Raw genomic sequence first — 19816 nt, 5'->3', positions numbered from 1 at the left:
AACTTTCCATAACGGAAAAACCCATTTAGCTACCGCTATAGGCGTTGAAGCTGCAAGTAAGCGATATCTTACATATTTCATTAGCTGCCATGATTTAATACAAAATTTAAGGAAAGCATATGATGAAAATCGTTTAGAATCAAGGTTAAAGCATTACAATAAATACCGCCTACTGATCATTGATGAAATTGGGTACCTTCCAATTGATCGCTTGGGCGCTAACTTATTTTTTCAACTAATAACAAAGAGATATGAACATAATTCTACTATAATAACAACTAATCAACCTTTTAGTAAATGGGGAGATGTTTTTTCAGATATAACCTTAGCAAATGCTATACTAGATAGATTGTTACATCATTCTCATATTGTGAAAATCATTGGACCTTCATACAGAACAAAAGATGTTTTTGAGCTAATTCAGCAAGAAAGAGCTTCTGATTAATTATCAAATATTTATGCATTTCCATGTTGGAACTTTTCAACATTTTGATATTGACATTTACAACTGGATTGGAAAAGACCCCAGCCCGGCAGACGGTTCCCGCTCACAGCGCAGAACGCTGACACTTCGGGCCAACTTGACCCGAAGTCGGAAAGGAGGATTTTTCATTGGCCTATGTAAGCGTACCAAACGATTTATCGAAAATAAAAACCAAAGTGGCGTTCAATCTCACCAAACGCCAGCTTTTATGCTTCGGAGCGGCGGCGGTAGTCGGTATCCCGACTTATCTGTTTACCCGTACCGCCATTGGCAATACCGGGGCTATGCTCTTAATGATTGCTCTTATGCTCCCTTGCTTTCTTATTGCCATGTATGAGCGTGACGGACAGCCGCTGGAAAAGGTGGTGCGAAATATTGTCCGTTCCAAATTCCTATGGCCCCGCACACGCCCCTATCAGACACAGAATTTCTATTCCTACCTAAGCAACCCCGGAAAGGAGGTTTCACCCAATGGCACGAAAAACAAAACGCCCGTCCGTTCCCACAAAAAGCGGAAAGCCTAAAAAGCGCGGGCCGCAGTCGGCACAGCATACCATTCCCTATAAGGAAATGCTGAAAGACGGTATCTGCAAAGTGCGGGAGGGCTACTACACTAAGACCCTTTCCTATGAGGATATTAACTACGCCGTGGCTTCCAGTGACGACCAAAGCACCATTTTTGATGGGTACTGCGGCTTCCTCAATTACTTTGACAGTGCTTTGCCCTTTCAGCTTTCCTTTATCAACCACCGCTCTCGCCCGGAGAACCGTTACAGCATGAATATATCCCCGCAGGACGACGATTTCAACAGTATCCGGCGCGAATTTACCGCCATGCTGGAAAACCAGATTGCCAAAAGCAACAACGGAATTGTCCGCTTCAAATACATCACTTTCGGGATTCAAGCGGACGGGATCGCGGCGGCACGCCCACGCTTGGAGCGTATCGAAGCGGATATTGTGGGGAACTTCAAGAAGCTGGGCGTACAGTCGGCAACCCTTTCCGGGCGGGAACGCTTGGAGGTGCTGCACAGCCAGCTACATCCTGGAGGATGGGAACCGTTCCGCTTTTCGTGGGATATGATACCCAAAACCGGAATGGGAACAAAGGATTTTATCGCGCCCACGTCCTTTGACTTTCGCCAAAGCCGCGCCTTTCGTGTGGGAACCACATGGGGCGCGGCTCTGTATATGCAGATTATGGCTTCCGAGCTTTCCGACAAGCTGTTAGCGGAGCTTTTGGAGGTGGACGCGGAAATGACCATTACCCTGCATATCCAGACCGTAGACCAGACCAAAGCGGTGAAAACGGTCAAGGCCAAACTGACCGACATAGACCGTATGAAAATGGACGAGCAGAAAAAAGCCGCCCGAGCCGGGTATGACATTGATATTCTGCCCCCGGATTTGCTCACTTACAGTAAGGACGCGGCGGCACTCTTGGCAGATTTACAGAGCCGCAACGAGCGAATGTTTCTTCTTACATTCCTTGTGGTGAACACAGCACCCACCCGTCAGCAGTTGGAAAATGATATTTTCACGGTATCGGGCATTACGCAGAAATACAACTGCTTTCTCAAACGGCTGGATTTTCAGCAGGAACAGGGCTTTATGTCCTCGCTCTCTCTTGGGTACAACGGAATCGAGATACAGCGGGGTATGACAACAAGCTCCACGGCGATTTTCGTTCCCTTTATGACGCAGGAGCTTCGCATGGACGGGCAGGCTTTATACTACGGAATGAACGCTCTTTCCCACAATGTTATCGTAGCAGACCGCAAAAAACTGAAATCCGCCAACGGTTTATATCTTGGTTCCACCGGCTCTGGCAAAAGCTTCGCCGCAAAGCGTGAGCTAATCAATGTGTTTCTTGCTACCAAAGATCGCATTATCGTGGTAGACCCAATGGGCGAATATGCCCCGCTGGTCAGGCGGCTTGGCGGGGAGGTCATAGAAATATCGCCGGACAGCCCCCATCACATCAACCCAATGGACTTAAAACTGAACTTAGCCGGAGAGGACAGCCCGCTTTCGATGAAAGCGGATTTTTTATTGTCCTTATGTGAATTGATTATCGGCGGCAAGGAGGGGTTACAGCCCATTGAAAAAACGGTGATTGACCGTTGTGTGCGGCTGGTGTACCGGGAGCTTGCCCTTGGTATCGGGGACGGAAAAATGCCGCTTCTGCAAGACCTGTATAAAACCCTGTGCCAGCAACCCGAACCGGAAGCCAGACGGATTGCAACCGCACTGGAGCTTTACTGCACAGGCTCCCTCAATATGTTTAACCATCCTACCAACGTGCAGACCGACAACCGCATTACCTGTATCGTGTTGAAAAGCATGGGCGAAAACCTAAGAAAAATCGCCATGCACATTACAAATGAACTGGTGACACAGGCGGTAGATGAGAATTTTTCCAGAAGTCTTGCGACCTGGTGCTACTATGACGAATTTCACATTTTGTTGCAGGACGCATTGAGCGCCAGCTACTTTGTCCGTGTGTGGAAAATGCTTCGTAAAAAAGGCTGTGTGCCGAGTGCCCTCACGCAGAACGTGAAAGACCTTTTAGCCAGCCGTGAGATTGAAAATATCTTGGAAAACAGCGATTTTATGATACTGCTGTCACAGGCACAGGGCGACCGGGCAATCCTCGCCAAACAGCTTGGCATATCGGAACATCAGCTATCCTATATCGCCCACAGCAATTCCGGTGAGGGACTTTTATTCTACGGCAATACCACCATTCCCTTTGTAGACCGTTTCCCGCGTGGAGAAATCTACAATCTGCTAACCACAAGGCCGGAGGATATCAGGGAGGCCCAAAATGCGTGATACGGGCAGGCCGGGCCAATTGCGGTTTACGCCAAAGGGACAGTCGGCAACTTCGGGCCAACTTGACCCGAAGTCGGCAAAGCTCCGGCAGGATAGCAAAAAGCCCCGCCCTTCGGAACGTCTGCGGCGTGACGGAGAGCCACCGCCCGGTAATGAAAAAACGGACACCCCGCCGGACGGTAAGCGCATGGAGAAATCAAAGCTCCGTATGGAAAAAAGCGGCGAAAAGCTGAATACCGCCCGTGAGAAATTGGCGAACCAGAAGCCGCAGAAAAATCCCGGCCCGGTAAAAGCAGTCAGCCGTGCCATCCGGTATCAGTCATGGCGGTATGTGCATGGAAAAATCCATCAAGTGGAGCATGAAAACGTGGGAACGGAAGCCGCCCACAAAACCGAGCTTGCCGGGGAACATCTTGTCCAGGGCGGCACACGTTTTATGAAGCACCGTATCCGCACCCGTCCCGCCCGGCAGGTTCGCAAGTGGGAAAACAGACATATCAGCGCAAACGCCGATTACGCCTACCGCCAGCTTGTGCAGGACAATCCGGGCTTGCAAAGCAATCCGGTTTCCCGGTTCTGGCAAAAGCAACAGCTAAAAAAGCAGTACCGAAAGCAGACAAAAGAAGCGGCAAAGCAAGGTAAAAAAGCAGTACGCTTCACAGAAAAAGCAACCCGGACGGTTGCGGCCTTTATAAAGCGTAATCCTAAAATTCTATTGCTTGGGCTGGTGCTATTCCTGCTGATTGTGGTTCTGCAATCCTGCATGGCGGGAATCACCACCATTGGCAACGGCTTGATTAGCGTGGTAGGTGGCACTTCCTACGGTTCGTCGGACAGCGATATTGAAGCCGTGGAAGAACGCTATACCGCACTGGAAAAGGATTTGCGGGAACGGCTCTCCCGAATAGAAAGCGATTATCCCGGCTATGACGAGTATCGCTATTCCGTGGACGAAATCGGGCATGACCCCTTTGAGTTGGCTTCCTACCTGACCACCAAATACGGCGGTTACACCCCGGCGCAGGTTCAAGCTGAACTGCAAGCCCTGTTCGGACAGCAGTATATCCTTACCATTACGGAAACGGTAGAGGTACGCTACCGCACAGAAACCGACACATGGACGGACGAAAACGGCGAAACCCATACCGATACCTACGAGGTTCCCTACAATTACTATATCCTCAACGTATCTTTGAAAAATAAGTCGCTGGGAGCCGTAGCCCTTGCCAATCTCGACCCGGAGCAGACGGAACGCTATGCCATTTACCAAAAGACCAAAGGCAACCGCCCTTATCTGTTTGAGGGAAACATTTACGCCCATGCGGAAGAATACACCGATTACGACATACCGCCGGAAGCTCTGGCCGACCCGGAATTTGCCGCCATGATTGCCGAAGCCGAGAAATATTTAGGCTACCCCTATGTTTGGGGCGGTTCTTCTCCCACCACTTCCTTTGATTGTAGCGGCTTTGTGTGTTGGGTAATCAATCAATCGGGCGTGGGCAGCGTGGGACGAACTACTGCAACAGGGCTTTTCAATTACTGTTCCCATATTCCATCGGACGAAGCACAGCCCGGCGACCTGATTTTCTTTCAAGGCACTTACGACACTTCCGGCGCAAGCCATGTGGGGATTTACGTTGGAAACGGCATGATGATTCATTGCGGCTCCCCCATACAGTACACTTCGATCAATACAAGCTACTGGCAAAGTCATTTTTTAGGCTATGGGCGTTTGCCCTAACGAAAAATAGGAGGTAACTTTTGAACGTAAAAATTGAACGTGTTTGCAAGGATATACAGAAAACAAAGGATAAAATCAATGAGTTTCAAACAAAGCTGCGGGAGCTGGAAAAGCAGAAAACCGAGCTTGAAAATCTGGAAATTGTAGACGCGGTGCGCGGCATGGATATTTCCCTGACCGACCTTGCCGACCTGCTGAAAGTAGCAAAGGCAGGCGGCGCCACTTCGGGCCAACTTGGCCCGAAGTCCGCAGTACCCGTTCAAACTGAAAAGGAGGAAATCGAAGAATGAGAAAATTTCGTATGACGGCGGCGCTGTGCGCCGTTTTTTTAATGGCATTTTCCTTTAGCACCGTGGCCTATGCCAGCGGAGGTGAGGAAACCCCGGAGGTAACAGAAGCTCCGGCAACTTCTGAAACAACCAGCGACCCCAATCCCTTTACCCCTGCCGGAACGGGAACGGTAGTCAATACCGCCACGGACGAGGACGGAAAGCAGTTTTACACCATTACCACCGCTGACGAAAATGTATTCTATCTTGTAATTGACCTTCAGCGGGAAACGGACAATGTATATTTTTTGAACGCTGTGACGGAAAAAGACCTGCTGGCTCTTGCGGAGAAGTCCGAGGATACGGTGGAAAATGAAACCGCCGTTGTATCCACTCCCGAGCCGGAAAGCGATTCTGAAACAGATATAAGCTCTGAAACTTCTTTAGAAACCTCTACGAAGCCGGAGCAAAAAAGTAATCCTGCAATGCTCCTGCTGGTGCTGGCGGTTGTAGTGGTTGGCGGCGGAGCCGGATATTATTTTAAGATTTACCGTCCGAAGCAAGAACAGGCCGCTTTGGCAGAGGACGAATTTGACGAATACGAAGCCGCCCCCTACGACGAGCAGGAGGACGATACCCCGCCGTGGGAAGTAGACGGGGATACTTCTGATACCGGGGAGGACGTATGAATTTCACCAACAGCTCCTATGAAAAAATGATGAAAGAAAAGCCCCGCCCCTGCCGCCCGGCTCCGGTGCGCAAACCGCCGAAAAGCTCCCCCTGCCGGGATTGCAGTTATTGGAACGGCTCTGTTTGTGTGGACGTTTGTTACCGGGATTTGATTTTTCCGCAAAGGGAGGGAACTTCGGGCCAAGTTGGCCCGAAGTCGGACTTATGAGTGCCGAACCCCGGGAACTGACCCGCCGGGAACGTGCCGCAATCCGCAGGCTGGTAACAGGTATGTGTGCCAACTATGACCCGGAATACGGCTGTCTGCCCCTTGATTATGGCGGCTGCTACATGCTGGATAAATACTGGACGGGCGCATACTGCAAATATTTTCAAACCGCCGTGCTTCCGCTTGACTCGGTACTGGAAGCTGATTTAGCCGGAACCCCTGCTTTGCTTTCCCGTAAGACCTGCCCGATCTGCGGTGCGGCCTATCTTCCTGTTACCAGTAAGACCTATTGTTCCGAAGCCTGCCGTCAAAAAGGAAAACGCGAATCAGACCGTCGCCGCCAACAGCGGCACAGGCGCAGAAACAAGGGGTAAGGTGTCACGAAGTTTGGTTGAAAAAGCCTTGATTTTCGGGGCTTTCCGGCCCCGGTTTCAATGAAAAGGTATCTATGCTTCCTGCCCCCGCTTTTTGAGGGTAACAGCGTGACATTTCTATGTATGAGAACGGAGGGGAAAATGAGCGATAACGTAAAAGGATATGAAATCAAACGGGCCATTGTCTTTGAGAATGGCCGTGGCTTTGTTTTGGGGGAAAATCCGCAGGCGGTACAGCCTTTTGCCACATGGCAGTTTACCGAGGACGAAAGCGGCAGGCGCGATTATTATTGGGGACACTATATCACCGATAAAGCCGCCGCCACACGGGATTATGCGAACCGTGTTTCGGAGTATCAGCATGATTACGGCGTATCCGAAAAAACGGCTTACAAGTATTATTCCACGCAAAGGCCGGTGGATATTGGTACGTTCCCCAAAACGGAGAACGGCCCGCTGTATCTTGTGAATTTTGATAAGCGGGAAAGCGTGGAACAGGGCCGCTTTCTGGCGTGGGGCTATCTTGTGTATGGCGCGCCCCTGACAGCAAAGCAGGTGGACGATTATGAGCTTCGGGCGGCTCCCGGCAATCCCGATAGAAAAGCCCCCATGCGGGAACCGGGAGAAAGTAAATCCATTGCCGCCCGGCTGGCAGAGGGAGCAAAGCAGGCAGCACAGGGCAACGCCGCCCGTCCTGCTCCCAAAAAAGGCACAGAGAAAGAAAGGTAAACACTTCGGGTCAACTTGGCCCGAAGTCACAAAAAGGAGGTTTTTTAGAATGGAAAAGGATAATTATTCGAAAAATGCAGAGCTTTCCACGGAACAGAATTATAACATGATTGATGGGATTCCCAATAATGCCCCTCTGCCTGTTCCGCAGGCCATACCGCAGGAAAAACCCAAAGACCGGGTAAAGGAGCCGCCGGCAAAACGCCGGAGCCGGGAACGGGAGGAACGGTGAGCCGCCCCAAACGCAGGCGGGGCGTTCCCCTCTACGTTTGGGTGAGTGAGGAAGAATACGCCGCCATTGGGGAACGTATGGCACAGGTCGGAACACAGAATTTAAGTGCGTATATCCGCAAAATGGCACTCAATGGCTATGTGCTGAATGTTGACCTCGCTCCTGTCCGGGAGCTGGTTTCCCTGCAACGCAGATGTGCCAACAATCTGAATCAGGTTGCCATTCATGCCAATACCTACGGCGTTTATCCGTCTGAAATTGCCGCTCTGCAAAAGGATTATACCGAGTTATGGGGCCGGGTTTCAGAGGTACTCAAACAGCTTACGACGATAGTGGAGCTATAATGAAGGGGACAGATTAATCTGTCCCCTTTAAATATTTTATTTTTTTGCAAGGACTACCCAACTGTTTGAACAAGGCTTTCTTCAATAGTGCAAATTTCATTATCACAATAATTAAGAACATATTGCGGTACAATCTTGTACTGCCTTGGATTAAGTTGGAATAAATAATCGTTTTGCACATGGAATGTTTCATCTACATATTTTTTCATTGCGCTGCCCCGTTCCATATCGCCATCTTTTAACATCCTATATATTTGAACCTTTTCATAGCCACTTGCAGAGTTGCGATACAGTGCTACCATATCTGAAATATTTTTGGTACGCGCATATACAGTTGAATAATCAAAGTCATCAATCTTTTGTTGAATGATACTGGTAGCTAATTCAATTTCGTCAGGAGTCATATCCCTCAGACTTCCGTCTTCATCTTTGATTTGGGGAATATCTCTATCTTTGTGAAATACGTTAGAAAGTAAATCCCAAACTATATCCTTTTGATCGTTGATCTCGACAAGCCGCCTATAATAAATCAGCTTGTGGATTATATCGGCAGAATCAGCAATATTACTTTCGCATACCGAAACACATGATTTGACATCTGTATTTGTAATTACATGTTCATCTAACGTTCCATTAATATTTGAAATAAAGTATGCTTTTGCTGACGGTGAGAAAATATCACGCAAGGTGCAAACAATATCAATAATTGGCTCAAAATCATGTGTTAACATCAATACAGTTTTTCCTTGAAAAGAGTTTGTCCCTCTAAAAGCATAGACATAATAGCAAACTTTTTATTATTATCAAAAGATGAAATAGGATCATCAAGTATTATAAAATCCGCATTTTCTTTAAGTGCTTGATACATAAACAATACCAAAGCGAAAGCATTTCGCTCACCATAACTTAAATGTTCTTTTACATTTCCGATACCCTCGCTCTGTTCTGTATAAGTTAAGATTAAGCGGTAGCTTTCCCCTGTAGACTGAACAATTGAAACTTTGTATTGATAACCTGCTGATTCAAGAAAACCATTAATGTCTTTACTATGTTTTTCTATAGTCTTTCTTATTTCTTCTTTTTGCTGAGCAACTTGTCCTTGTAACTGCCCCGCAACAGTAATTACTTCGTTCAGCGAAGCATTAATCCTGTCAATTTTAGATTTTGTATAATCGCTTTCTAACTGACGGTAAAAGGCTAAGTCAATAATGTTTTCGCGTAATGCATCTGCTACCCGATCTACATTGCTCAATGAAGCAAAACCTAAGTATTTTAAACCAGTTAACTTATCGCGTAAAGTAATTACCTCGTCTTTTAGTCGTTTAAGAAACTCAATTTGCTCTGTTGTTATACCAGTAGCATTTTTTGAAATAATTTGCACAGTCGCTTTTGTATCTTCTGAAAAATAAGCCTCTAAGGAGGTAAATACATCTAGTATTTTGCTTAATGAAGAAAGATATTTAGTATCATACTCTTGGCTTACTTTTAAGATGGTTTCTTTAGGTGTTGAAATGTCGGAAACACAATACGGACATTTATCAGTGATTTCCAAATAATCTTTTCCCTCGGTTTGCCACTTTAGCCATTTTAGATTTGTCCCTGCTGTTCTTAAATACGGAGCATATGCAGCAAGTTCAGGGGGAACATTCTCAAGCTTGTTTCCTTTACCAATACTTTTTCCGAGATCGCCTGCTTTTGAATAGCCGCTCTGCGCTTTCCCAAACCCGTCGATAAAAGTTGTCAAATCATTAATAAGGGCATCTAGATCCGGGTCGTCACGGAAAGCTGTTTGTATGCTAGAAATTAACTCGGAAATTTTACGCATATGTTCTTCGTATTTTGGCGTTTTAACAAATATCTCAAAACTATTCGCTACTAACTCATCCTTTTGATAAGCATAGGTTTCAATATATTTTTCATCGAAGACAGCCACTTTCTGAATGGCATCAGATATCATAACACTTGGGTTATGGTCTTCTTCTCCATCATTCAAATACTTAAATGGACGTAAATCTGTTAGTGCCCCACCTGAAATATATAAAGATATAGCTTGGGCAATCGTTGATTTTCCAGTACCATTAATAGCATATTTAATATTTAATCTTCCATTTTCAATATGTATATCACCAGAGTCAATATTATTGCAGTTATGAATAGAAATGTCCATTTTTGCTCCTTTCCGAAAAAGCAAAGCTACTGTTTACGTTCTTCATACAAATAAATTAACACTCAACTATAATGCAACCCGTGTTTCGCTTTAAAATTTTATTTTTCCCTCTAATTATACATAATTTTCCTTGTGGATTCAAGCCAAATATAGCTAACTTCGGGCCAACTTGTCCCGAAGTCCCGGGACAAGATCGGTGTGGCCTCGACAACATTGTTGCACCCTGCCCGAAATGGTAAAATATAGGTAGGATACAACAAGAAAGCCACTCAATGAAAGGAGATTTTTTATGAAGTTTATCAAGCTGATATTTAAGATTATCGCCGCGCCGTTTGTGGTTCTGCTGACGATAGCAACACCCATGATTGAATTTGTGTTCTGCTATGCCGCCGCTTTCTTACAGGTAGTTTCCGGAATAGGCGTTCTTATCAGTATCGCCCTGCTGATAAGCGGTGAAAAGCTGGGATTCGGCGTGTTCCTGTTCCTGTCGTTTTTGATCTCTCCCCTTGGGATTCCTGCTATTGCGGAATACCTCATTGACGGACTGCACAGCCTGAACAATTCGCTTCGTTTTTTCATTGTAAGCTAACAGTAGCATAGCCGAACTGCCGGGCAACTTCGGGTCAACTTGGCCCGAAGTTGTTTTTTCTAGGAAAGGAGGAACTGCACATGGCAACAACCCGCCTTATAACCCGTCATACAGGAAGCGGCATGACCATTATGGAAACTTTAAAGGACGGTTTTGATTACGGGAAAAATCCAGATAAGACCCTGGGCGGCAATTTAATTCTTGCCTATGAATGTGACCCCGCCACGGCTGATGCAGAATTTTCACTCTCAAAAGCAAAGTATAAGGCTATCACAGGGCGGGAACAAAAACGGGAGAATGATGTGCTGTATTATCAAATCCGGCAGGCGTTCCCGCCCGGCGAAACAGACCCGGATAATGCCCTTAAAATCAGCTATGACCTTGCCATGCGCTGGACAAAAGGCCGACACGCTTTTTTTGTGGTTTCTCATGCTGACCGCCCCCACCCTCATTGCCATATTTACTACAATTCTACCTCGCTGGACTGCACCCGGAAATTCCGGGATTTTATCGGTTCGGCCCGTGCGGTGCGGCGGCTCTCCGACCGGATATGCCTTGAAAACGGATTGTCTGTTATCACCAATCCGAAACGCCACAGCAAGGGAAAATTCAAGCATTATGGGGAATGGCTCGGCGGTCACAAGCTGCCCACTTTTCAAAAGAAATTAAAGGCGCAGATTGATATTTGCCTTGCAACGAAGCCGCCGGATATGGACACCTTTTTACGGGCAATGGTGGCGGCTGGTTATGAAATCAAGCAGGGGCGCGGCGGCACAATCAGCTTCCGGACAGAGGGGCAGGAACGCTTTACCCGGCTCCGTGCTTCTACGCTTGGCAAGGACTACGGGCAGGAGGATATACATGCGGAGATTGAGGGCAAAGCCGCTCCGCAGGAACGGCGCAAGGTCAATCTGATTGTAGATATTCAATCCCGTATGAAAGCCGGAAAAGGCCCGGCTTATGAATGCTGGGCAAAGGTATTCAACCTCAAGCAGATGGCGGCAGCCTTACAGTATTTGCAGGAAAACGGCCTGATGGAATATGCGGATTTGGAGCAAAAAACCGCAGAGCTTACCGACCGTTTCCATACGCTTTCAGACAGCATAAAAGCCACCGAAGCTGCTCTACATATCAATGCAGAGCTAAAGGCGGCGGTGGTAGATTATGCGAAAGCTCGACCTGTGTTTGAGGGGTACAAGGTGGTAAAGTACAGCCGGAAATATCTTGCAGAGCATGAAGCCGATATTGCCGCCTACCGGGCGGCGCAGGACACGTTCCGGCGTTTGCTGTCTGGGACGAAGCTCCCAAAAATGGATACGCTCAAAACGGAGTTTCAGCGGTTGTCGGCCGACAAGAAAAAGGCTTACCGGGAGTACAGGGAAACCAAAAAGGCCATGCAGGAAATTGTAACAGTGAAAAGCAATATAGACCATCTGCTTGGCCTGACGGACACGCAGAAAAATAAGGAAATGGAGCGATAGCGAACATGACGCAACATGAGGTGCAACGCACCGACTTCGGGCCAACTTGGCCCGAAGTCGCAGGGTTTGGGGCAGGCACTCCCCAACAAGCAATTTTGGGGTTTTCCCGTCAGGGAAAATCTCAAAAATATGCAAGTGTCAATACACTTGCCCTGCTTGCCGGTTTGTGGGAGGGCTGAAAATTGTGAGAAACCACCGTTACAAATTTCCTTTTTTAAGGCTGTTTCTGCATGGCAAGTAGTCTAAAAATCGCTTAACTGCGAGGGAAGCAGATTTTTTATCTCTCATTGCAAGACCAATATTACGATAAGCAGGTATGTCCAGCTCCTTTATTACAATTCGGTATGGAATACGCTGCAAAATAAGCTCCGGTAAAATACTAATACCTAATCCACTTTCGACCATTGACATGATGGCATAATCGTCCCATGTCGTAAAATGCACCTTTGGTTTAAGATTGCATTTTTCAAATATTTCCGATATTTCAGCTTTAGCACCTTTCTCTAAAAGCATGAAAGGATAATCACACAGTGATTTTACAGGAAAGCACTCACAATCGGCTAGTGGGTGATTTTCTGGTAGAACCACGAGTAACTTATCTTGTTCCAAAAAAGTTGTTTCAAACTCTGCAAGTGTAGGAAGTTTGAGGAAGCCGCAGTCCACACGCCCCTCTAAAATCCAGTTTTCAATTTCTGTGTAGTCGCCGAGCAGAAGCTCGTAATCAATATTGGGGTAGTCCTTTTGAAACTCCTTGATGATATTAGGGAGCCAATGGGTCGCTACGCTGGAAAACGTACCAATCCGAATTAACCCCGACTGCAAGCCGTTCAACTCGTCCACCTGCGCTTGTAATTTTTGATATTCGTTACATACGCTTTGAGCAAACGGCAACAGCTTTAATCCATCGGAGGTCAGGCGTACACCAGCACGCCCACGTTCAAGAAGTGACACGCTCCATTCTTTCTCCAAATCGTTAATCATACGGCTGATACCGGATTGGGAATAGTTCAACACTTCGGCAGCTTTTGTAAAACTACCATATTCCACTGTTTTGGCAAAAGCCATATATTTTTGAATGTTCATATCCATACGATGTTCATCCTTTTATTATCTGATTTTATCATGTTTTATATGATAATTATTCGCTTTTGTTATTCTTAAAAATATGATACTTTATAGGTAATAGAAATTCAAGTGAAACTTTATCAATTTCTATCGTTAGAAAGTAGGAACATATAGTGAAAGAAAAACTATATTTTGTGCTGTCGATGATTATCTTCGGCGCAGTTGGAGTATTTGCAAAATATATCAACCTATCTTCCTGTAAGATAGCATTGTTCTTGGGGCTGATTGGAGCAATATTTTTGCTGGTTATTTTCAGCTTCAAGAAACAGAAAGTATCATGGGACATTGCGAAGAAAAATGCCACAGCTTTGCTTGTAGCAAGCATTGCATTAAGCGGAAATTGGATTTTTTTATTTCAAGCGTACAAGGAAACAACCATTGCTAACGCCGCTTTAAGTTACTACTTCGCACCTGTGTTGGTGATCATTCTTTCAACTTTGATATTGAAAGAGAGGCTATCACTGAAAAAGGCTCTATGTATTGGTGTCGCTTTGCTGGGGCTATTCCTCATATTGCAAAACAGCACACAGGAAATGACTGGGAATCATTTCCTCGGCATTGGCTATGGACTGATTGCGGCGAGTTTCTATGCCACCTTGACACTGACCAATAAATTTATTAAAGGACTTGATGGGCTAACAAATACGCTTTTGCAACTTGGCTTGTCGGTTATAATGCTGTTCCCATTTTTATTGTTCACAGAGGGCTTTTCTTTTTCTTCTCTCACAGGTAAAACGGTTATGCTCATGCTTCTGCTGGGTGTCCTACACGGTGGAATTGGATTTTATTTATTTTTTGCCGGAATGAAAGGATTAAAAGCACAAAGTATCGCCGTATTGAGCTATATTGACCCTCTTACATCACTATTGATTTCGGCTTTGGTAGTAAGAGAGGTAATGACTATGCAACAGTTGATTGGGGCTGCCCTATTGTTAGGTTCTATTTGGATTGGTGAAACTGCTCCATCAGGGGCGAAGAAAAATACTTCACAAAAGTTACAAGAGAAAGGGAAAAACGATGTTCATAGTAAGTGATATTTATACGACTGCACCGTCCGAGTTTAAGACGGAATTGCAAGAAAAAACATACCATACGCTTAATGACCTACATATTCCATTTGAGCGCGTAGATACAGATGAAGCAATTACAATGGAGGATTGCGTTCAGATTGACAAAAAGCTGGATATGAAGATGGTAAAGACCCTGTTTCTATGCAATCGTCAGCAAACAGCCTTTTATCTGTTCATTACGGTAGGCGATAAGCCTTTTAAGTCAAAGGAGTTCAGCAATGCGTTAGGAGTAGCTCGTGTATCTTTCGCCCCTGCGGATTTAATGGAAAAGATGTTGGGAACGAAAATCGGTGCGGCAACTGTATTTAGCGCAATGCTTGATAAAGATAATGCTGTACAAATTGTCTTTGATAAAGATATTACCCATGAAGAATGGTATGGGTGCAGCGATGGTACAACCACAGGCTATATGAAGATTAAAACGGCGCAAATCATTCACGATTTTTTGCCTTATGTGAAGCATATGCCAGCTATTGTTGAGGTGTAATATGGGATTGTATCAAAATCGAATTGTTGTAAAAGTCGGTACTTCCACGCTGACAAATGAAATCGGGCAGAATGACCTGCGTTCTTTTGACCGTCTTGCCTGTGCATTATCCGATGTTCACAACATGGGGTATGAGATTATTTTAGTATCCTCCGGCGCGATTGCCATAGGGACAAATAAACTGCAAATGAAAACAAGACCTACAACCATGCGGCTGAAACAGGCTGCGGCTGCGGTTGGGCAATGCAGTATCATGTTCTTATATGATAAATTCTTTAATGATTACGATAAGACCATCGCACAAATCCTACTAAACGCCGATGATATACAAATCGAGGAAAAGAAAGAAAATCTGACAAACACCTTTGACGCTTTGCTTGAAATGGGTATTATCCCGATTGTGAATGAAAATGATTCGGTTAGCTATACCGAGATTGAATCGGAGGATAGACTGTTTGGTGACAACGATATGCTCTCTGCGGTTGTTGCTGTACTATGCAAGGCGCAAAAGCTGGTGATTTTATCCGATATTGACGGCTTTTATGACAACGATCCCCGGCTTTATCCCAACGCCAAATTGATAAAGCGTATCAGTGTAATAGACGAGGGCGTACAATCTTTAGCCGGAGGGGCTGGCTCCCGGCGTGGTACAGGTGGTATGAAAACAAAACTACAAGCCGCAAATCTGGCTACTGCACAGGGGATTGACACTATCATTACAAACGGCAAAAATCCGTCTGCACTATATGAGATTATTAAGGGAGGAAGTGTTGGGACATTATTTGTTGGTAAACGATGAAATCCCTTATTATATCGTTCTGAACGATTGCGACCATTTTCAGTATGTATATCGGCCGATATACCTATAAACAAACTGCCAAACGCCTAAATTGCTAGGTGTCGGTAGGTAATTAAACGCGCGCTTTTGAGGGCCTTCCAATGACAGTAATGCGATTGGAGGGCTTTTATGCGTACAAGAGCTTTGTATCGGTCGATGGAGGAGCCGTCACCTTACCGTGACGGCTATATATAGCCGAAGATTTTCTTCTGCATAATTATAAAAAATTATATCAATTCATGGGCGGGCATTCCGCTCATTTTTTATTCGACACCTTTCGAGAGCTTTCCCTTAAAGGCGTTTTTTTGTCCCCTTTTTTGACAGCAGTTATACAGGACAAGCCTTTCCACTTCGGGCCAAGTTGGCCCGAAGTCCAGCCCCGCTGCTGCTCCCCTCCCTCTCCATTTCGATTCAATATTCCCTAAAAATCGAAATGGAGGAACGTCTTATGACTAAAATCAATCTGCGGGATTTTTACCCGTTTTATAACGCTGATTTTATTGTTGAAATACCCGATGAAATCAAAGACGCTTTGCTGGAAGCAGAACGGTTGGAGAAGAATTACATTCGCCGCCGCTTCTATAACAAAGCCCACTATTCACTGGACGCTGACGACGGGATTGAAAAGGATATTCTTTTCGTATCCCTTTCCCCTTGTGAAATTTACGAGCGTAAAATTACTGCCGAACAACTGCACTCCGCGATCGCTTCCTTGCTGGACAAGCAAGGAAAGCGAATTTACGCCCATTACATACTCGGCATGAGTAAATCCGATATTGCGCGGGCAGAGGGTGTAAATGAAAAAGCCGTCAGAGTTGCTATTGAGAAAGGGTTGAAAAGCATGGAGAAATTTTTGAAAAAGTCTTGATTTCCAGTTCCGAATTTGCCTTTCAAATCACATGGCTATTAGAAGGAGTTTTTTCTCCATCTGCCGTTCTTTGACAACTGAATACCGATAACCCGGATACGTTCAATCAAAAGGGAGCCAAGCCGCAGGGTATGCCAAGACCGCCCGTTGAAAGGGGGAAAGACCAAATGGAGCGTGAGCGATTCCTACCAACTGTGACAAGGCAGATATGGCAATCTGGTTGGCGATAATCTTTTGATTGGTACAATGATACTTACGGTTTGAACGCGTCACAGTATTGACCGTCGCGCCATCAGCATGGGGCGGGGTGAAATTCCCATGAGGGCGGTTGCCACCGCCCGTCCGGGTTATCGTCTTTTATATATAGTGAGTACCGCGCTGCTTTTTTCTGTCTTACGACAAGCCGACTTATAACGGCGCGGTATTCTCCCCAGTGATGATAAATGGAGATTTGAACTTCGGGCCAAGTTGGCCCGAAGTGTGAGGAAAGATTAACAGCCATCACTTTTGCTGATAAGAGTGGTGGCTGTTTGTGTTTCCTCATAGGACAAACTGGAAACTGAAAGTATATTTTTCATTTGAAAAGGAGGTACAAAGCGATGGTGGATCTGAAACAAATCAACACAATGCAGGGTGTGGATATTGCCACGGTAGATAAATCACAGTTGACAGATGTTAGCGGAATCAACTTCGATAACAGCCTGCCTCAAGGGGAACGTGCGGTACATATTTTGAATCAGGTAAAAAATCCTTACTGCTTCCGTTATGGAGATACTGCGGTAAAGGTAGAGTTCCCGGAGGACGCTCCACCCTTGCAGGAGGTCATTACCAACTTTCTTATACGGCAGAAAAGCGGTCTATAATTGGTCATGTCACTTCGGGTCAAGTTGGCCCGAAGTCGGTACTATCCGCTATCTAACGGCATTTTTAAGCCCTCGACAACATTGTTCACATCATGCTGAAATGGTATAATATAGGTGTAATGTGATAGGAAGGAGGAAGCATGGCACGAACCAAAAACAGGGAAACAAATAGGACTGTTTCTCAATTATCGTATAATCTTACACGCTGGAATCTTGCGAAATATATCCGTTTATCTAAAGAAGATTTGAACCGGGGCAAGGATGAAAGCAACAGCGTCATAAATCAAAGAAACTTGCTTGATGATTATTACCAGCAGCACATTGACGAATTTGAAAGTGTTCAGGAGCCGTATATTGACGATGGCTTCACCGGGACGGACACCAACCGCGAAGATTTTCAAAGACTGATTACTGATATTTACACAAGGAAAGTAAACTGCGTTATCGTCAAAGACCTTTCCCGCCTTTCCAGAAACTATTATGAAGCGGGAGAACTGATTGAAAGCCTGTTTGTAAAAATGAACGTGCGGTTTATCAGTCTTGCCGAGGGGATAGACAGTTATAAAAATCCCGACAGCGTTTCCAGTATTCTTGTTCCCATAACAAACGTGATGAACGACCAATACTGCTATCAGACCTCAAAGAAAATCCGGCAAGTGTTTGACTATAAAAAGCGCAACGGTGAATTTATCGGCTCCTATGCTCCCTATGGTTACATCAAATCCCCCGATGATAAACACGCTTTGTTGGTAGACTATGAAGCCGCCGAAGTGGTAAAGCAGATTTTTTCCATGTATCTAAGCGGTATGACCGTCAGGGATATTGTGAATCATCTAAACGATCACGGTGTTATGTGCCCTTCTGTTTACAAGCAAAGTCAGGGATTAAAGTACAAATGCCCCAACGGACAGACACAGCCCATGTGGAGTACCATTACTATCAGCAATATGTTGAAAAATCCCGTCTATGTTGGAGATATGGCACAGGGGCGAAACCGTGTGAAAAGCTACAAGATACACAAAATCGAAGCTGTACCTGAAAAAGACTGGATCGTTGTCCAAAATACCCATGAACCGATTATTGACCGCGAAGCCTTCGAAAAGGTTAAACAACTGCTAAAGCGTGACACCCGCACTTCTCCAAAACAGAAACAGCTTTATCTGTTCAGCGGCTTTCTCCGCTGTGGGGATTGTGGACGGGCAATGTCGCGGATAGCAAGCAAGGAATTATACGTTTACTACCAATGCGGAACATACAAGAGCCTTTCTAAAAAAGCCTGCACTATGCACTCTATTAAAAGCACAAGGCTTGAAGCGGCTGTACTCTATGCAATCCGGCAACAGGTACATCTTGCAGTCAGCTATTCCGCTATTGTATCAAAAATCAACTTGGCTCCGCTCAAAAAAAGCCAGTCGATACGGCTGAATGAATTGATTACCGCAAAAGAAAAAGAGCTTGCCAAAATCATGCGGTACAAGCAAGCACTTTATCAGGACTGGAAAGACGGTCATATAACACATAATGATTACCGCCACATGAGTGAAGATTACGAACAGCAAAATGAAGCCATTGGCACAGTGATTACCAATCTGAAAAAAGAGCGGGACGAACTGGAAAATGGCATTGACACCGAAAATCCTTTTTTAGCAACTTTCCGAAAATACGAGAATATCGACAAGCTGACAAGGGAAATCTTAATTGAACTGGTTGACCATATCAAGGTATACGAGGGCGGCGACATCAGCATACGGTTTAAGTTTGCAGACGAGTTACGCCGCATTATCCAGTATATCGAAGTCAACTCGCATTTACAGGTAGGATAAGACACCTATACACGAACAGAGCTTGTTGGTTTTCCTAATATATAACACTCATAATATCCTTTACACCAAAACTGTCTGTTTCCATATTTATATTTCAAATTTGCATGTCTATCAAATATCATTAATGAACTCTTTCCTTTTAGATATCCCATAAATTGTGATACACTTAATTTTGGTGGTATATCCACAAGCATATGTATATGATCTTTACATGCATTTGCTTCTATAATTTTTACACCTTTCATTTCGCATAGTTTTCTTAGTATTTGACCTATATCTGCCTTTATTTTTCCATATATTATTTGCCTCCTATATTTAGGCGCAAAAACTATATGATATTTACAATCTGATTTTGTATGTGCTAAACTACTATTATCCATATTGGATGTACCTCCTTTGTTTTATGATTGTGGTCGGCAAACCTACTTTCATTTTACATCGGAGGTTTTATTTTTTTCTACTCATAGCTATAAGCTTTTTGGAACCACGGGTTTAACCCGTGGTATTCATAAAACAATAAGAAGGGGCTGTCGCACTTACCTAAGTGCGACAGAAGGGGCTGTCGCACTTACCTAAGTGCGACAGACAATCATGAT

The 19816-nt window shown here is 45.2% G+C and carries 21 protein-coding genes and 1 pseudogene; 18 read left to right on the top strand and 4 right to left on the bottom strand.

Annotated elements, in window-relative coordinates; all coding sequences use genetic code 11:
- The 10 genes from I6U48_RS24780 to I6U48_RS24735 form a co-directional block, all read left to right on the top strand.
- The coding region (locus I6U48_RS24780) for an ATP-binding protein (RefSeq protein WP_218323156.1) at positions 1-445 on the top strand (445 nt) is incomplete at its 5' end.
- A 167-nt stretch (positions 446-612) separates the two neighbouring features.
- Positions 613-1008 (top strand): PrgI family protein, encoded by a 396-nt coding sequence (locus tag I6U48_RS24775; RefSeq protein ID WP_218323155.1) that lies wholly within the window; start codon positions 613-615, stop codon positions 1006-1008.
- A complete protein-coding gene (locus I6U48_RS24770; RefSeq protein ID WP_376774600.1) occupies positions 956-3319 on the top strand; it encodes a VirB4-like conjugal transfer ATPase, CD1110 family in 2364 nt (787 codons plus the stop codon). Before I6U48_RS24775 ends, I6U48_RS24770 begins: the two co-directional genes overlap by 53 nt.
- Positions 3312-5063, top strand: coding sequence for a C40 family peptidase (locus I6U48_RS24765; RefSeq protein WP_218323154.1), 1752 nt, complete (start codon positions 3312-3314; stop codon positions 5061-5063). The genes I6U48_RS24770 and I6U48_RS24765 overlap by 8 nt, the downstream gene beginning before the upstream one ends.
- 20 nt (positions 5064-5083) lie before the next feature.
- Positions 5084-5353, top strand: coding sequence for a DUF4315 family protein (locus tag I6U48_RS24760; RefSeq protein ID WP_218323153.1), 270 nt, complete (start codon positions 5084-5086; stop codon positions 5351-5353).
- Positions 5350-6021: a DUF4366 domain-containing protein gene (locus I6U48_RS24755; protein WP_218323152.1), complete on the top strand. Its 672-nt coding sequence runs from the start codon at positions 5350-5352 to the stop codon at positions 6019-6021. The genes I6U48_RS24760 and I6U48_RS24755 overlap by 4 nt, the downstream gene beginning before the upstream one ends.
- A gap of 205 nt (positions 6022-6226) precedes the next feature.
- On the top strand, positions 6227-6604 hold the full coding sequence (locus I6U48_RS24750) for a cysteine-rich VLP domain-containing protein (RefSeq protein ID WP_218323151.1): 378 nt from the start codon (positions 6227-6229) through the stop codon (positions 6602-6604).
- Between the two features lie 141 nt (positions 6605-6745).
- Positions 6746-7333, top strand: coding sequence for a defense against restriction DarA-related protein (locus I6U48_RS24745; protein ID WP_218323150.1), 588 nt, complete (start codon positions 6746-6748; stop codon positions 7331-7333).
- A 49-nt stretch (positions 7334-7382) separates the two neighbouring features.
- On the top strand, positions 7383-7565 hold the full coding sequence (locus I6U48_RS24740) for a DUF4316 domain-containing protein (protein WP_218323149.1): 183 nt from the start codon (positions 7383-7385) through the stop codon (positions 7563-7565).
- Positions 7562-7909 carry a plasmid mobilization protein gene (locus I6U48_RS24735; protein ID WP_218323148.1) on the top strand — a complete coding sequence of 116 codons (348 nt, stop codon included), beginning with the start codon at positions 7562-7564 and terminating at the stop codon, positions 7907-7909. Before I6U48_RS24740 ends, I6U48_RS24735 begins: the two co-directional genes overlap by 4 nt.
- Positions 7910-7962: 53 nt before the next feature.
- On the opposite strand, the gene I6U48_RS24730 is transcribed toward I6U48_RS24735, so the two are convergent.
- On the bottom strand, positions 7963-8640 hold the full coding sequence (locus I6U48_RS24730) for a hypothetical protein (protein WP_218323147.1): 678 nt from the start codon (positions 8638-8640) through the stop codon (positions 7963-7965).
- Positions 8640-10076: an AAA family ATPase gene (locus I6U48_RS24725; protein WP_218323146.1), complete on the bottom strand. Its 1437-nt coding sequence runs from the start codon at positions 10074-10076 to the stop codon at positions 8640-8642. The genes I6U48_RS24730 and I6U48_RS24725 overlap by 1 nt, the downstream gene beginning before the upstream one ends.
- A gap of 289 nt (positions 10077-10365) precedes the next feature.
- Between I6U48_RS24725 and I6U48_RS24720 the strand changes: the two genes are divergently transcribed.
- Positions 10366-10665, top strand: a complete 300-nt coding sequence (locus I6U48_RS24720) for a CD1845 family protein (RefSeq protein ID WP_021167994.1) — start codon at positions 10366-10368, stop codon at positions 10663-10665.
- 80 nt (positions 10666-10745) lie between these two features.
- On the top strand, positions 10746-12146 hold the full coding sequence (locus I6U48_RS24715; protein WP_218323145.1) for a relaxase/mobilization nuclease domain-containing protein: 1401 nt from the start codon (positions 10746-10748) through the stop codon (positions 12144-12146).
- Positions 12147-12344: 198 nt separating this feature from the next.
- On the opposite strand, the gene I6U48_RS24710 is transcribed toward I6U48_RS24715, so the two are convergent.
- Entirely contained in the window at positions 12345-13235 is an 891-nt protein-coding gene (locus I6U48_RS24710) for a LysR family transcriptional regulator (RefSeq protein WP_218323144.1), read from the bottom strand.
- Positions 13236-13384: 149 nt separating this feature from the next.
- Between I6U48_RS24710 and I6U48_RS24705 the strand changes: the two genes are divergently transcribed.
- From I6U48_RS24705 to I6U48_RS24680, 6 genes are all read left to right on the top strand, one after another.
- The gene (locus I6U48_RS24705) at positions 13385-14305 is read left to right on the top strand and encodes a DMT family transporter (protein WP_218323143.1); all 921 of its coding nucleotides are present in this window, start codon (positions 13385-13387) and stop codon (positions 14303-14305) included.
- Positions 14289-14828 carry a prolyl-tRNA synthetase associated domain-containing protein gene (locus I6U48_RS24700; RefSeq protein WP_218323142.1) on the top strand — a complete coding sequence of 180 codons (540 nt, stop codon included), beginning with the start codon at positions 14289-14291 and terminating at the stop codon, positions 14826-14828. The genes I6U48_RS24705 and I6U48_RS24700 overlap by 17 nt, the downstream gene beginning before the upstream one ends.
- A gap of 1 nt (position 14829) precedes the next feature.
- Positions 14830-15627, top strand: coding sequence for a glutamate 5-kinase (proB, locus tag I6U48_RS24695; protein WP_218323141.1), 798 nt, complete (start codon positions 14830-14832; stop codon positions 15625-15627).
- Positions 15628-16114: 487 nt separating this feature from the next.
- Complete coding sequence (locus tag I6U48_RS24690; protein WP_218323140.1) at positions 16115-16534, top strand: RNA polymerase sigma factor; 420 nt, start codon at positions 16115-16117, stop codon at positions 16532-16534.
- A 599-nt stretch (positions 16535-17133) separates the two neighbouring features.
- Positions 17134-17397 (top strand): DUF6870 family protein, encoded by a 264-nt coding sequence (locus I6U48_RS24685; protein ID WP_218323139.1) that lies wholly within the window; start codon positions 17134-17136, stop codon positions 17395-17397.
- 140 nt (positions 17398-17537) lie between these two features.
- On the top strand, positions 17538-19220 hold the full coding sequence (locus I6U48_RS24680) for a recombinase family protein (RefSeq protein ID WP_218323138.1): 1683 nt from the start codon (positions 17538-17540) through the stop codon (positions 19218-19220).
- A gap of 11 nt (positions 19221-19231) precedes the next feature.
- On the opposite strand, the pseudogene tnpA reads toward I6U48_RS24680, so the two are convergent.
- A pseudogene (gene tnpA, locus I6U48_RS24675) lies at positions 19232-19600 on the bottom strand (IS200/IS605 family transposase); the annotation flags it as partial.
- Positions 19601-19816: the final 216 nt, after the last annotated feature.

Origin of the sequence: Clostridium thailandense (genome assembly GCF_019207025.1) — a bacterium.
GTDB lineage: Bacteria > Bacillota > Clostridia > Clostridiales > Clostridiaceae > Clostridium_AM > Clostridium_AM thailandense.
The sequence above is the reverse complement of the archived record's forward strand: the minus strand, read 5'-3'. Positions and strand labels throughout refer to the sequence as shown.

What these genes read in the sequence shown, in the direction of transcription:
- I6U48_RS24770 (WP_376774600.1), top strand. Translation starts at nt 956, where the DNA reads ATGGCACGAAAAACAAAACGCCCGTCCGTTCCCACAAAAAGCGGAAAG.
- I6U48_RS24765 (WP_218323154.1), top strand. Translation starts at nt 3,312, where the DNA reads ATGCGTGATACGGGCAGGCCGGGCCAATTGCGGTTTACGCCAAAGGGA.
- I6U48_RS24755 (WP_218323152.1), top strand. Translation starts at nt 5,350, where the DNA reads ATGAGAAAATTTCGTATGACGGCGGCGCTGTGCGCCGTTTTTTTAATG.
- I6U48_RS24750 (WP_218323151.1), top strand. Translation starts at nt 6,227, where the DNA reads ATGAGTGCCGAACCCCGGGAACTGACCCGCCGGGAACGTGCCGCAATC.
- I6U48_RS24745 (WP_218323150.1), top strand. Translation starts at nt 6,746, where the DNA reads ATGAGCGATAACGTAAAAGGATATGAAATCAAACGGGCCATTGTCTTT.
- I6U48_RS24740 (WP_218323149.1), top strand. Translation starts at nt 7,383, where the DNA reads ATGGAAAAGGATAATTATTCGAAAAATGCAGAGCTTTCCACGGAACAG.
- I6U48_RS24730 (WP_218323147.1), bottom strand. Translation starts at nt 8,640, where the DNA reads ATGTTAACACATGATTTTGAGCCAATTATTGATATTGTTTGCACCTTG.
- I6U48_RS24725 (WP_218323146.1), bottom strand. Translation starts at nt 10,076, where the DNA reads ATGGACATTTCTATTCATAACTGCAATAATATTGACTCTGGTGATATA.
- I6U48_RS24720 (WP_021167994.1), top strand. Translation starts at nt 10,366, where the DNA reads ATGAAGTTTATCAAGCTGATATTTAAGATTATCGCCGCGCCGTTTGTG.
- I6U48_RS24715 (WP_218323145.1), top strand. Translation starts at nt 10,746, where the DNA reads ATGGCAACAACCCGCCTTATAACCCGTCATACAGGAAGCGGCATGACC.
- I6U48_RS24710 (WP_218323144.1), bottom strand. Translation starts at nt 13,235, where the DNA reads ATGGATATGAACATTCAAAAATATATGGCTTTTGCCAAAACAGTGGAA.
- I6U48_RS24700 (WP_218323142.1), top strand. Translation starts at nt 14,289, where the DNA reads ATGTTCATAGTAAGTGATATTTATACGACTGCACCGTCCGAGTTTAAG.
- proB (WP_218323141.1), top strand. Translation starts at nt 14,830, where the DNA reads ATGGGATTGTATCAAAATCGAATTGTTGTAAAAGTCGGTACTTCCACG.
- I6U48_RS24690 (WP_218323140.1), top strand. Translation starts at nt 16,115, where the DNA reads ATGACTAAAATCAATCTGCGGGATTTTTACCCGTTTTATAACGCTGAT.
- I6U48_RS24685 (WP_218323139.1), top strand. Translation starts at nt 17,134, where the DNA reads ATGGTGGATCTGAAACAAATCAACACAATGCAGGGTGTGGATATTGCC.
- I6U48_RS24680 (WP_218323138.1), top strand. Translation starts at nt 17,538, where the DNA reads ATGGCACGAACCAAAAACAGGGAAACAAATAGGACTGTTTCTCAATTA.